We start from the raw sequence: 12,748 nt of genomic DNA on the forward strand, positions 1-12,748 counted from the left end.
CTATCGCGATGGAACAATCTACTATGCTTTTCTTATTTATTTTATTAGCTTTTGTGCTAACAAGAGGCGTTCCCTTTATAGGTTCATTTGCTCCTAGCATTAATCAGCTGCTTCGGCATATTGGACGTTATTTTTCAAATTTAAATACGATGTTTCATGAAGATGGCCACGCGTTAATGGGGCTTATTGTCGGAAAAGGCGTCAATCGCATTGAGCTTTATACTAATAATGAAGGCGTAGCTGTGACTGCCACCTACGCAGGATCCCGTGGATGGCTGCCGCGCGTCATTATTGCTTTAGCCGGGTACCCGTTCAGCTCAGCAATGGCTTATTTATTTTTCTACCTGCTCGTTCACCATCACTACGACTGGCTTTTTTACGGGTTAGGAAGTGTGGTTGTGATTAATTTACTGCTTTGGGTACGTAACGGATACGGAATTGTGTGGCTTTTTTCTATCGGTTTGATCCTCGGAGGTATTTATTATTTACAAGACCCACAGCTTACGCGCTACAGCATGATGTTTGTTGGTGCGCTGTTACTTGTAGAATCTCTATTTTCTGCCTTTATTATTTTTGTGTTAAGTATCAAATATCCACACGATGCAGGTGACGCTACGAGTTTAAAGCAGCTTACCCATCTTTCAGCACGCTTTTGGGGTTTTTTATTTTTCGCACAGGCCGTCTATGTGGCTTATTTGATTTTTCAACTGATTTATTAAAGACAAAATTATAAAATTCACTAAGAAAACTTTGGAAATTTCATAATTTAAAGGGATAATTTACTTTCATGCACTAAATAATGGTTTACGAGTTCCCTTAATGAGGTATATATTGGGTACTATGAAGTCGTAAAGAGGTGTGGGATACTTGTCATTATTTTTAAAGTGGAAGCAAAAGAAGCAGGAAAAAGAAGCAGAGCGTGTTCTTGAGGAATCAATCTCAAAAAGAAAAGACTACTGGAACACAATCGGACATGTAGACGGAGACGTATTAACTCATTTATTAAATCCCATGTTTTTTGGCGGGCCTGCTTGGCCATCTGGACGTCAAACATTTATTCGTGTTCAAAAAACAGAGACGGTTATTCTCGCAAGCGACGGCTTGTCCGATCCGTTTCAATCCCCCGAAGAAAAGAGCCGAAAGCAAGGAAAAGGTTTAGAATTCTATATCGAATGCGATGATGAATCTCTGCGCGGACCTTTATCTGATATTCAGGATCACTGGGCATTTGACCTTCTTTATCAAATGAGTCAAAATGCTGCCGCTCACCCTAATATGCTAGAACTATTTATGAAGCACGATATTCTTTCAATTGAATTTACTGATTTGGACGTACCATCTCATTTTGTAAATGAAAATGGAGAAATTGGTGTATTGCTAGGCGTTCAGTCTCCTTCTGTTTCAGCTAGCCTCTCTTTACCTTACGAATCTATTAAACTGATTAGCATGAAGCTTCTTACACCAAACGAATTAGAGTATGTACGCGAACAAGGAGCGCAAGGACGCAGGCAGCTTGCTGAAACATTTCAGCTGTCAAAAAGTTATCATATTACTATGACTAAAAGAGAATCTCTTATTTAGAAGAGGTTCTTTTTTTATTTTTGCTATTGAAATAGAGCCCTGTAGAATATACTCCTTATTTACATGTAACTCTAGTTCACATACTTTTTTAAAGCTGCTTTTCATATGAGCGTACTATTTTTGATTCATGGTATATTTTGCTATAGTAAAAAAGAAGATATAAAAAAGGAGATGGACGTTAGACATGGCAGAAAAAGTACAGATTGGAAAATCCGAATTATATGTTAATCCTATTGGACTTGGAACAAACGCTGTAGGAGGACATAACTTATATCCTAACCTAAACGAAGAAGTCGGCAAAGACCTTGTTCATAAGGCGCTAGATAATGGCATAAACCTCCTTGATACAGCGTTCATTTATGGTCCAAAACGTTCTGAAGAACTAATTGGTGAAGTGCTAAAAGAACGTGGAAATCGTGAAGAAGCGGTTATCGCGACAAAAGGAGCACATAAAATTGTTGGGGATGAGGTACTGCTAGACAACTCTCCTGCGTTTTTAAAACAGTCGGTTGAAGATAGCTTAAAACGCCTTCAAACAGATTATATCGATTTATATTATATTCACTTTCCAGACAAAAACACACCAAAAGACGAAGCTGTTGGTGCGTTAAAAGAATTAAAAGATCAAGGTAAGATCCGTTCTATTGGCGTATCAAACTTCTCGTTAGATCAGTTAAAAGAAGCAAATAAAGATGGTTATGTAGACGTAGTGCAAGGGCAATATAACTTAATTCAGCGAGAAGCAGAAAACGATATTTTACCTTATACGGCTGCAAATCATATTTCATTTATTCCATACTTCCCGCTAGCTGCTGGTCTACTTGCTGGGAAATATGATAAAAACACAAAGTTTAATGACCTGCGCGAAGATATGCCTCATTTTATCGGGGAAGCATTTCAGCAAAATCTAGAAAAAGTAGAGCGTCTTCGTCAAATCTCTAGCGCAAAAGGCGTAGAAGTAGCTCATCTTGTTCTGGCTTGGTACTTAACGCGCGATTCAATTGATGTATTAATTCCGGGAGCAAAACGCGCTGATCAAGTACTTGATAACTTAAAAACATTAGCTGTTCAGCTCACTTCTTCCGAAATTAAAGACATTGATCATATTTTTAAATAATATAAAAAGAGCTTTGCCATAGGTAAAGCTCTTTTTTCTATACAATTCCGCTGGCTAATAGAACAAAAGCCGTAAAGAAGAATCCCATCTGTACAAAGCTTGTTACGTATTCTTTTGTTTCTTGTTTATATTTCCATTCATCTATACTTTTCAGCAAAATATTCACGACTAAGAATAGGAAAGATACGATATAAGGCTCTACAACCATAAAAATCATATCCAATATCAGAAAAAGAACAAAAGCTACCATTACATATTTATCCCAACGTTGTAAAGCTAGACTTTCATACTCATATTGGCCCCAAAATTTGCTGCGAGGTATATCAAGCACTTTTCTTAAAATAAAATCTACTACGACTGCTGCTCCTACTAGCATGATCAATATATACATCGTCATCTCTCCTTCCTTTTTATGGTATCATTTCAGCTCATTTCTGTTAAGGTCTCAGCTACAAAGTGCTTAAACTGCTTTATTTCTTCTGTTTCGCCTTTTGTTACAATATACGTGTGTGAAGAAGGCCGGATAATTTTTTGCTGTGAAATTACGCTTAACGTTTGATTTTCAACTTCCTTTTTCACCATAGAAAATGGCAAATAAGATACGCCTAAACCTTCTTCAATAAAGCGCTTTGTAATTTCTACTTGCGTCACAGGAAGCAGCTGAATGTGAGGATAACAAGCTTTGAGTTGAAGGAGTAAATCTTCCCAATAAACAGGATGATTATTCGTAAGCAGCCGGTAGGAAGATAACAGCTCCTGTTCCGTACATGCTCCTACAGAAAATGGGGCGACTAAGACTGCTTTTTCTTTATGAATTAACTCATAAAAAACGTCTGCCTGACCCGGAAGCATCCTTGTTAATCCAACATCTGATTTTCTGTCGCTGATGTCTTTTCCCACTTGAAACGAATTTGTGATATTAACCGTGACTTCAATATGGGGATATCTCTCTACAAATTGTTTGATTAGACTCGGCAAAACCGATGCTGCTATTTGAGGAGCAGCGGATATAGTCAATTTTCGGTTATATCCTTGCTTCCATAACTTAAAATTCCCTACTCCTTCTTCGTATGCCCTCACCATTTTTTGAGCATGAGGCAAAAAAAAGCGGCCTGCCTCAGTCAGCGCGATATATTTACCTTTTTTTTCAAAAAGCTCATCTCCTAATTCTTGCTGCAGTCGCTGAATATGCTTTGATACAGCAGGCTGCGTTAAAAATAAATCTTCAGACGCTTGCCTGAAATTTTCATAAGAAGCTGCTATGATGAATGTTTTTAACCATTTGATCTCCATTTTCTTCTCTCCATCTCTTTCTATTCATAACAAACTGGAATCAATACTGCTTATTTTTGTTTATTTTCTTTTCTACCAAACTTCTATACGATATATGTATCTCAATATTACCAAATAAAGGAGCTGTAAAAATGAAAAATAACGTTAAAGAAAAATTTAATGCTCATGCTTCTCAGTATGATGAGCAGCGCCGCAAACTTATTCCTTGCTTTTTTGATTTTTATTCTATTCCCGTTTCGCTTCTTCACTTTTCAAAAAAGCCGCTTCGCATACTTGATATCGGAGCAGGTACAGGCTTGTTTTCTTCTTTTGTTAAAGAAAAGTACCCAGATGCGCATTTCACGTTGCTTGACGTCTCAGATCAAATGCTTGAAAAAGCAAAGGAACGCTTTAAAAATGAACAGCATATAGAATTTATCGTATCAGATATAACAAGCTACAAATTTGAGCACTCATTTGATATTGTGATTTCTTCACTTGCTATCCATCATTTAGAAGACAAACAAAAACAAAAGCTGTATGAACAAATTCATAATTTGCTGCATACAGGAGGAATATTTATTAATGCCGATCAAGTATTAGGCCATTCTTCTATTATTGAAGAGTTATATAAAAAAGACTGGAGTGAAAGAATTGCCGCAAGCGGATTAACTCATGAGCAAATTGAGGCTGCTCATGAACGTACGAAGTTAGATAAAATGGCAACTTTACATGATCAGTTAAATTGGTTAACAGCAAGCGGGTTCAGCACAGTGGATTGCATTTATAAATTTTTTAATTTTGTTGTAATGTATGCTCAAAAATAACGGTTTAAAAACTACTTGTCTCTTTGCAAGTAGTTTTTTTACTCTGTTCCTCCCTATATTCGAATAAGAATATTTATCTATTTCCGCAAAACTACGCATACTTCTTTTCCAGTTTCGTATATCTAATAATAGCTTCGTTCTCCTGAACTTTTGAATTTTTTGTACATAAAACCCATATAAAGTATTTTTATACTATTTTATGTCTTTTTATGGTATAAAAAATACAACTATGTTACAATATGATTACAAAACAATTTGTATAACGCTTTCATTTCTTTACACGAAAATGAAGAACTGGAAAGGATGTGCTGCTTATGTAAATATAAATCCGCTAGATTAGTAAACTTATATTAGTAAAATTATGCAAGACATCAAGAAAAACTTAGTTATTCTTATTATTATAAATTCCCGCTAGTAAAGTCTTTCTACTTAATGATTTCCTTATTAAGCGCATACATACAGGTATAGAAAATGCAGCTATTCGTCTTTTATTTTATTAGTGAAGAATTTATAGCACTGCCGCACCATACGTTTTTCATTAATGCAGCCTAAGGAGGCGCAGCACATGGCAAATAGAATATCAAGAACAACAATCGTACTCATAGCGGCTATTTTAGCTCTAGCCTGCTTGTTTGTAGGGGTTCCAAAAACAGAAGCTGCTTCAACACCATCTCATTTAATTATCATTAACAAAGCAACAAATAAACTCGCTTATTACCAAAATGGTTCACTTGTCCGAACGTTTTCAGTCGCAACAGGGCGCACGCAGTCTCTTACACCAGAAGGGCATTTCAAAGTAGTGAATAAAATTGTCAATCGCCCTTATTACTCAGGGAACATTCCTGGTGGAGATCCTAGAAACCCTCTTGGCAATCGCTGGCTAGGTCTAAATGCGAGAGGTACATACGGCACGACGTATGCTATTCACGGAAATAACAATCCTGCTTCCATTGGCAAATATGTAAGCAGCGGATGTGTTCGTATGTACGATGAAGAAGTCGCATGGTTATTTAGTAAAGTGACCGTCGGTACACCGGTTGTGATTACAACTTCTTCTAAATCATTTAATGACATTGCAGCAGCAAACGGATACAACGTTTCTGGAAACTCAGGTTCTACTCCAGCTCCTTCTACAGGAACTGTTTTAAAGAAAGGCAGCAAAGGAAATGCAGTTAAAGAACTTCAGCAGAAACTAACTTCACTTGGCTATAATACAAAAGGTACGGACGGTGTGTTCGGTGCTAATACAGATTCAGCTGTTCGCAAGTTCCAAAAAGACCACGGCTTAACGGCCGACGGTATTGTTGGTGCAGCGACATATAAGGCTTTAGGAAACCCTGGAACAAAGCCTACACCGACAAATCCAACAAACCCGACAAATCCAAAGCCAACAAATCCACCGGCAGACTCAACAATCAATACAAAACAAACGCTTAAAAAAGGAAGCAAAGGCAGCAATGTTCAAGCTCTTCAAAAGAAATTAACATCGCTTGGCTATGATACAAAAGGCACGGACGGTATCTTCGGTGCTAATACGGAAGCAGCTGTACGTAATTTTCAAAAAGACAATAAGCTAGCAGTGGACGGCATTGCCGGACCTAATACTTTAACTGCTATTTCTAAACGCTAATAGAGCCTGATTTCAGGCTCTGTTTTTTTATTGATAAACCTTTTTTAAGTCGCGCCTTGACTCCTTAATGAACCAGTACGCCGTCTTTCTTTTCTATGACATACTTAATCAGCTGATAAACCGTTCTCATAAGAATTTGCTGCTGATAGATATCATTTTTGGCAGGAATTACGTTTTCTATCAGTCTGCTATATTTGTAGGCTTGATCGTCTTCTTTTTGTTTATAAAGAGCGAGCCAGTCATTACGAGATTTTTCAAGCAGCTGTTCGTTGAAATAGGAATAAACAACGGATGCAAACTCACCTGCCAATTCTTGAATAACCTGCTGTCGGTCGGTGACCGAATGATAGGTACTTGACCATCCAGACGGCTGACTTAAAAAATGCTCATACACAGATGAAATAACGGCGGACGCAATAGCTGGTACCGGTCCTTCATTCTCTCCTAAGGAAATGTTTAAACACGTTTCTCTGTCCATATAAGGAATGTTCAGCGACTCCATTGCTTCATAAAAAGCCTGCGAGACAGTCAAGTTTAAATAAATAGGATGCAGCTCTTGCTGCTTTTTTCTCGTTTCTGATACTAAAGCTGCCTTTAAGTCTTTATACAGAAGGTGACTCTCTTTGAATTCCTCGTGTACACGTTCTAAGATAGTCGTATTCCCTACTGTTAAATAGTAGTGAAGCTGCTTTTTCATAAGAGGTGAAACGCTTTTAAGCGCATAATCTATCATTTTAGCCATGGCATGTTTTTTAGCATAATCCGTACGGCAGCTTGGAGAGGTCAGCAAATCTCCGTGTGTAACACAAACGTTTACCTTAGCACCGTGACCATGTACGATGAGCTGTTGAAGAAATTGAATATCTAATTCTTTAAGCCCATGATGTACGTATAAAATAGAAGCTGCTTGTTTAAAAGAATCGTGGATGGTGCTCGTATATTCAAAACACGCATGCTCGCAAATCGCTACTCCTTTTTTAAAAGAAAAAGGGCCGCAAACTTCAATTCTACGAAACAATGGATAAATAAGACGTCCGTTATTTTCTTCTTCTTCATTTGTTAGCGCCCCAAAGGAAGACAGCTCTTTTGCTGTGAGACGGCAGGATATTGGCCAGTCGTCTTCTCCTATTTCCCATGTTCCTTCCTTGTATTCTTTCAACCGGGATTCGATTGCAAGAAGCATTTGCTCGGTGATTTTCCTGCATTCAAGCCGCTTGTGCCATCCCTCTGCAAAATCTCTTCCTTCTTGATCAACAGCGTCTTTTACTATTTCACTTTCTCGTTTAATTGCATCTACAAATTGTTTGAATGAACTATTTTCGTCGCTCATTCTTAAAGGAACATCATCATTAAAATAACGGGCTTTGTATGGGATATCTCCCAAAAGAGCGCGCAGATTAAAAGAGGAATCTCCGTGTAACAACTCAAAGACCAAGTCATAATCCGTGCCTCCTTCAGCATACACTTCAGCGCTTTTTAGTAGGATATTCTCCAATTTCCTTTGCACTTCACTTCGCGTAAAAAAAGAGACGGCAGCTTCATAGTGTTGGGAATCCTTCACCTTATACGTAGCAGAATAAGCGCCTTTACTGCCTATTCCTAGAAAGCCACATTCCTTTTTTATACCAAGAAGCTGGCGGATTAAGGCTGTTTTGCCGCTTCCTTGTTCTCCGATTACATGAATGTACTCATACTCGCTGTCAATTTGTTCGCTCGTCCTTTTTTCAATATCGTTATAAAAAGCGTTCACTACTCGTTCATCATATCTTGCTTTTGCTCTTCCTTTTGCAGTACTTGTCCAAAAATCCTGCACTCTCAGCAGTTCATTCATCTCTTCAACCAGAATGTCAATTTCATCGTGTTGCTCTGTATACATAAACCGTTTAACAAACGGGTGGGATCTTCCTCTTTCATCTTTTTTAAACGGATGCTGAAACATAATTGACCAGCCTTTTCGCATAGGAGATTGACAGGCTTTTGCACGAAAAACTTTCATTCATTTCCCCTTCTTTCCCTAACATTGTCCTATTTGAAATGTATGGCTTTTAAAGGGGGGATATGTCTATGATTTTCCTCTTTTTAGAAGGATTTTTCCTTCATTTATCGAAGTAATTAATTGAGGTGATGGGAGAATGTTGACAAAAATTGTGAAATGCAGCATACCGACTGATAAAAAAGCTTCTTTTTCATATACGCAACAGCATTGGGCTGCTCTTGCACACGTGAATGGTTTCATTGGCCAATTAGGGGGTTGGAACGTGGAAGATGAAACAGATGCGTGTATTCTAGCTCTGTGGGAAGATGGAACAACTTATCAAGAATTCATGAAGCATACTCATGATTCTATTTTTTATAAAAGCAAGCAGGATCAAACATATACGAATTTGGACGTTTCAACATCAGATCCGTCCTACTTCATAGGAGCACGCTATAATTATTATCGAAGCAGCGCCATTGAAAGCCGTTATTTAGTAAAGACGGAAATTGAAGTCGATTTTTACGACAAAGAAGATATCCATGAGATGGTAAAAAGCTTGATAAATCCTTCTTATCGCTGTTTATCTCACGTTGTATCACCAATCGAGCATAGCAAGCTTGTCATTTTTTCATTATACGGATCTGCTTGTCCGCAAAAAACAATTGATACTTTCGTTCATCCAAATGTACTGAACGCGTCTCAATACATATATCAATTAGAGAAAAATTGGAACGTTCTTTCCAATTAAAAAATAGAAGCCTAGGCCCGATGCCAAAGCTTCTATTTTTTTATGATATGAACATCTTGGTTTTGTACGGTAATGACTTCCTGCGTCATTCCTACAAACAAACCGCTTTCTACTACGCCTGGGATCCTTATCAGCTGTTTTTCCAACTCAGCAGGATTTTCAATTTCTGAAAAATGGCAGTCTAGAATGTAATTTCCGTTATCGGTGATAAACGGCGTATGATCATCTAAAAGCCTAAGCTGCGGTACACAACCTGCACTGCGAATATGCTTCGCCGTCATTTCCCAGCCAAAACGTATAACTTCAACAGGAAGAGGAAAAGCTCCTAGCGTCTTCACTATTTTTTTAGAATCGGCAATCACGATAAACCGCTTCGCTGCGTACGCAATCATTTTTTCTCGAAGCAGCGCGCCTCCTCCTCCTTTAATTAAAGAAAGTTCGCTATCCACTTCATCTGCTCCGTCAATTGCTATATCAATATATTCAACATCCGCTAAGGTAACAATGGGAATACCTAGTTTCCTTGCCAGCTCTTCTGTTTTTTGAGAAGTAGGAACCGCTTTGATGTGTAATCCATTTTTTACTCGTTCACCTAATTTTACAATTGTATAATAAGCTGTTGAACCTGTCCCTAGCCCTACAATCATTCCATCTTCCACAAACTGTGCTGCTTTTTCACCAACTGCTTGTTTTTCAATCATACAAAGGCCTCCTTACTCATATTGTACCCGTTTACATAAAAAAGGAAAAGCATTATGAACCCTTACGTAAAAACTCAGCTGACTATTCAGCTGAGTTTTTTTGAAACTGTGTATTTAGAAGAATTTTTTCTACCCAATACTGCTGTTTTGTACTGTTTGTCTGTTCGCTGCTTTTTAGTTCAAACGTATAGTAAATATACTTGTCTGAATAATCATCATTCACATAAGCATGATAAATGCTATGCTTTCCATCTCTTGTTTGTTTTTTCACATAAATCGTTGCATTTTTACCTTTTAACATGTAATCAGGCTGAAACGCATCCATTTTATTTTGAGCTGCTTTGCTTTTTTTCTTAGAAAATAAAGCCGTTATTTTCCCAGCATTGTATGAATCATTTTCCTTCGTTGATGCTGTCCATACTTCACTTTCATCTTCACTGCTTTTATAAGAAGATTTATGAATAACATACTGAAGCGGAAACCACATCCTATATTGATTGGTATCCGAAGTAAATAATTCAAATCCATTGTCTGTTTGTTCATGATCGACCAAAAATGTACTCGTAAACTTATCTGCCTGCGCTTCACTTTTAAATTTCCCGCTTTGAAATAGCCAAATTCCTACGGCAATAACCAATGCTCCGGCTACTGATGCGACTTTTTTTCGATCCATTGTTTCCACACACCTTTTAATACCCCTTTAACTTTTGATAATACCATATTGACGTTTATATCGTCATAAGGAGAAATAACCAAAGGGTTATATGAGCGCACATGCTAATTTAACTAGAGAAAATAAACTTTTTTACAATAGTAAATTTGATAACAGACGCTGAGCTAACAGCCGGTTAGCCTCACCGGGCTCTAGCGTATACGTTAGTAGTTCTTGCTTTTCAGCTTTCGCTTTTATCAAACATTCACCCTTTGGAGAAAGAAGAGAAGTCGTGCTTTTTTGGTTCTCTAAGGCATAATTCACGCTTGCAAAGTAAATACCATTCTCCGTACTTCTTGCAATCATTGCATAATCATAAAACTTCGGATCTGGTACTTCACCAGTAAACTGTGGATGAAACACAATGCTTGCTCCTCTTATAGCAGCCCATCGGACAGTTTCAGGATAGCGCCATCCCTCATGGCAAATAACAATACCGAATTTCACGCCATTTATTTCAAACAACTGGCGGCCATTTCCAGGCTTATAACCAAATTGATCTTCTGCTGGATCAATTTGATTTTTAGTTTGATACCCTAATTCTTTTCCATTTTCATCAATTACAAAAGCAGTTAAATGCATACCAAGTTCGTCGCGCCACTCCAGTGGTAAAATTACGTTGAGCTTTAACTGTTTGGCAAGCAACTTAACTCTATAAAGCGTATTTTGTTGAATTTCGTGATTGTATGTCTCAACTTCAAAACCCACTCCTCTAAGTCCCGGCACAATTGATTCTGGAAAACATACAAGGTTACACCCTTCTTCTGCTGCTTGTTTCATATAATTTTCTACCGTTTCTACACCCTCTGAGGCTAATTTTGGAAATCTCACTTGCGCTAACCCAATTTTCATTCATTGCTCCTCCACTTCCAATATCATAAAAAACTCATGCTACTAGCGTAACATGAGTTTTTTATCTTTACGTAAATAATTTAATTAGCATGCTAAGAAGAATACCTACCGCACTAAAGTCCGAATCTCCAAATGTTGTGCCTTTAAAACCTAACGACGCGAGAACAGGCAGTAAAATAGCCGGTAAAAAACTAATTAAGATTCCATTGGCAAATGACCCGACCACTGCTCCTCTTCTTCCCCCCGTCGCATTTCCAAATACTCCGGCAGCTGCTCCCGTAAAAAAGTGCGGAACGAGGCCTGGCACGATAATACTTAGACCAAATAGAGGCAAAAAGAACATTGAAATGAGACCTGCGATAAAGCTTGAAAAGAATCCAATGACCACTGCGTTAGGAGCAAACGGAAACACAGTTGGACAATCTAGAGCTGGAATGGCATTTGGTACCGCTTTGTCAGCAATTCCTTTAAATGCTGGTACAATTTCTGCTAAAAGCATACGAACACCCGCCAGCACAACATATACTCCTGCTGCAAAAGTGATTGCTTGAATTAGCGAGTACACAATAAAGTTTTGACCCCCGCTTAATTTTGTTTCGATAAATGCAGGACCTGCAAAAAGAGCAACAACAATAAATAAAACGGTCATGGTCAGTGAGACAGAAACGGATGTATCCCGAAGAAATCCTAAGGATTGAGGAACTTTAATTTCTTCTGTTGTTTTTTCGCGATTTCCTACTCGCTTGCCGATAAACCCTGCTACTAAATAGCCTAAGGAACCAAAATGACCAACGGCAATATCGTTTGACCCTGTAATTTCACGCACATACGGCTGAAGCAGTGCAGGAAATAAAACCATCAAAATACCTAATAATAGTGAACCGATCAAAACCAAAGGTGCTCCCGTTAACCCGCCTGTAGATAAAATTGCTGCAATCAAACAAGCCATAAACATGGTGTGATGCCCAGTTAAAAAGATATACTTAAATTTCGTGATGCGCGCGATAATGATATTTACAATCATACCTAAAAGCATAATCATCGCTGTTTCTGTACCAAAAGTTTGTTGAGCTACAGCTACAATTGCTTCATTATTAGGGATGATGCCTTCAACGGAAAACGCTTTATTAAACATTTTTCCAAACGCTTCAAGTGAAGCAATTAATATGTTAGCTCCCGCTCCTAATATAAGAAAACCCATAATTGTTTTTAAGGTGCCCGATACAATATCTGCACTTTTTTTCTTTTGAAGCAACAAACCGATTAGTGCAAACAACCCTACTAGAATAGCGGGTGTTCCTAATATATCTTTCATAATTAAATCAAACAT

13 protein-coding genes are annotated in these 12,748 nt (G+C 37.9%); 6 read left to right on the plus strand and 7 right to left on the minus strand.

Annotated elements, in window-relative coordinates; genetic code table 11:
• Positions 1-8 precede the first annotated feature (8 nt).
• The 3 genes from AC3WJG_RS11470 to AC3WJG_RS11480 all read left to right on the plus strand — a co-directional run bounded on the left by AC3WJG_RS11470 (position 9) and on the right by AC3WJG_RS11480 (position 2,698).
• Positions 9-719: a M50 family metallopeptidase gene (locus AC3WJG_RS11470; RefSeq protein WP_060746565.1), complete on the plus strand. Its 711-nt coding sequence runs from the start codon at positions 9-11 to the stop codon at positions 717-719.
• Positions 720-858: 139 nt separating this feature from the next.
• Positions 859-1,581 (plus strand): suppressor of fused domain protein, encoded by a 723-nt coding sequence (locus AC3WJG_RS11475; RefSeq protein ID WP_236691104.1) that lies wholly within the window; start codon positions 859-861, stop codon positions 1,579-1,581.
• Positions 1,582-1,765: 184 nt separating this feature from the next.
• Positions 1,766-2,698: an aldo/keto reductase gene (locus tag AC3WJG_RS11480; protein WP_060746567.1), complete on the plus strand. Its 933-nt coding sequence runs from the start codon at positions 1,766-1,768 to the stop codon at positions 2,696-2,698.
• A gap of 37 nt (positions 2,699-2,735) precedes the next feature.
• Here the strand turns inward: AC3WJG_RS11480 and AC3WJG_RS11485 are convergent, their stop codons facing one another.
• Positions 2,736-3,089 carry a DUF4181 domain-containing protein gene (locus AC3WJG_RS11485; protein ID WP_272767575.1) on the minus strand — a complete coding sequence of 118 codons (354 nt, stop codon included), beginning with the start codon at positions 3,087-3,089 and terminating at the stop codon, positions 2,736-2,738.
• Positions 3,090-3,121: 32 nt separating this feature from the next.
• Positions 3,122-3,991 (minus strand): LysR family transcriptional regulator, encoded by an 870-nt coding sequence (locus tag AC3WJG_RS11490; RefSeq protein WP_286127987.1) that lies wholly within the window; start codon positions 3,989-3,991, stop codon positions 3,122-3,124.
• A 131-nt stretch (positions 3,992-4,122) separates the two neighbouring features.
• Between AC3WJG_RS11490 and AC3WJG_RS11495 the strand changes: the two genes are divergently transcribed.
• Together AC3WJG_RS11495 and AC3WJG_RS11500 are read left to right on the plus strand one after the other, a co-directional pair.
• Positions 4,123-4,797, plus strand: a complete 675-nt coding sequence (locus AC3WJG_RS11495; protein WP_098332396.1) for a class I SAM-dependent methyltransferase — start codon at positions 4,123-4,125, stop codon at positions 4,795-4,797.
• A 565-nt stretch (positions 4,798-5,362) separates the two neighbouring features.
• On the plus strand, positions 5,363-6,427 hold the full coding sequence (locus AC3WJG_RS11500) for a L,D-transpeptidase family protein (RefSeq protein WP_337133660.1): 1,065 nt from the start codon (positions 5,363-5,365) through the stop codon (positions 6,425-6,427).
• Between the two features lie 64 nt (positions 6,428-6,491).
• On the opposite strand, the gene AC3WJG_RS11505 is transcribed toward AC3WJG_RS11500, so the two are convergent.
• Positions 6,492-8,423, minus strand: a complete 1,932-nt coding sequence (locus AC3WJG_RS11505; protein ID WP_492588244.1) for a hypothetical protein — start codon at positions 8,421-8,423, stop codon at positions 6,492-6,494.
• A gap of 136 nt (positions 8,424-8,559) precedes the next feature.
• On the opposite strand from AC3WJG_RS11505, the gene AC3WJG_RS11510 reads away from it, so the two are divergent.
• Entirely contained in the window at positions 8,560-9,153 is a 594-nt protein-coding gene (locus AC3WJG_RS11510; protein WP_013055735.1) for a YdbC family protein, read from the plus strand.
• Between the two features lie 32 nt (positions 9,154-9,185).
• Here AC3WJG_RS11510 and rpiA read toward each other — a convergent pair whose 3' ends face one another.
• The 4 genes from rpiA to ulaA form a co-directional block, all read right to left on the minus strand.
• Positions 9,186-9,854, minus strand: a complete 669-nt coding sequence (gene rpiA, locus AC3WJG_RS11515; RefSeq protein ID WP_098332398.1) for a ribose-5-phosphate isomerase RpiA — start codon at positions 9,852-9,854, stop codon at positions 9,186-9,188.
• An 82-nt stretch (positions 9,855-9,936) separates the two neighbouring features.
• Complete coding sequence (locus AC3WJG_RS11520; RefSeq protein ID WP_028407704.1) at positions 9,937-10,527, minus strand: YvcA-related protein; 591 nt, start codon at positions 10,525-10,527, stop codon at positions 9,937-9,939.
• A 132-nt stretch (positions 10,528-10,659) separates the two neighbouring features.
• Positions 10,660-11,418, minus strand: a complete 759-nt coding sequence (locus tag AC3WJG_RS11525) for a carbon-nitrogen hydrolase family protein (protein ID WP_098966197.1) — start codon at positions 11,416-11,418, stop codon at positions 10,660-10,662.
• A 67-nt stretch (positions 11,419-11,485) separates the two neighbouring features.
• Positions 11,486-12,748: a PTS ascorbate transporter subunit IIC gene (gene ulaA, locus AC3WJG_RS11530; RefSeq protein WP_043980035.1), complete on the minus strand. Its 1,263-nt coding sequence runs from the start codon at positions 12,746-12,748 to the stop codon at positions 11,486-11,488.

The sequence above is a fragment of the Priestia sp. FW507-14D1A genome (assembly GCF_058781295.1).

Coding starts and splice junctions, on each gene's coding strand:
- AC3WJG_RS11470 (WP_060746565.1), top strand. CDS start 9: ATGGAACAATCTACTATGCTTTTCTTATTTATTTTATTAGCTTTTGTG.
- AC3WJG_RS11480 (WP_060746567.1), top strand. CDS start 1,766: ATGGCAGAAAAAGTACAGATTGGAAAATCCGAATTATATGTTAATCCT.
- AC3WJG_RS11485 (WP_272767575.1), bottom strand. CDS start 3,089: ATGTATATATTGATCATGCTAGTAGGAGCAGCAGTCGTAGTAGATTTT.
- AC3WJG_RS11490 (WP_286127987.1), bottom strand. CDS start 3,991: ATGGAGATCAAATGGTTAAAAACATTCATCATAGCAGCTTCTTATGAA.
- AC3WJG_RS11495 (WP_098332396.1), top strand. CDS start 4,123: ATGAAAAATAACGTTAAAGAAAAATTTAATGCTCATGCTTCTCAGTAT.
- AC3WJG_RS11500 (WP_337133660.1), top strand. CDS start 5,363: ATGGCAAATAGAATATCAAGAACAACAATCGTACTCATAGCGGCTATT.
- AC3WJG_RS11505 (WP_492588244.1), bottom strand. CDS start 8,423: ATGAAAGTTTTTCGTGCAAAAGCCTGTCAATCTCCTATGCGAAAAGGC.
- AC3WJG_RS11510 (WP_013055735.1), top strand. CDS start 8,560: ATGTTGACAAAAATTGTGAAATGCAGCATACCGACTGATAAAAAAGCT.
- rpiA (WP_098332398.1), bottom strand. CDS start 9,854: ATGATTGAAAAACAAGCAGTTGGTGAAAAAGCAGCACAGTTTGTGGAA.
- AC3WJG_RS11520 (WP_028407704.1), bottom strand. CDS start 10,527: ATGGATCGAAAAAAAGTCGCATCAGTAGCCGGAGCATTGGTTATTGCC.
- AC3WJG_RS11525 (WP_098966197.1), bottom strand. CDS start 11,418: ATGAAAATTGGGTTAGCGCAAGTGAGATTTCCAAAATTAGCCTCAGAG.
- ulaA (WP_043980035.1), bottom strand. CDS start 12,748: ATGTTTGATTTAATTATGAAAGATATATTAGGAACACCCGCTATTCTA.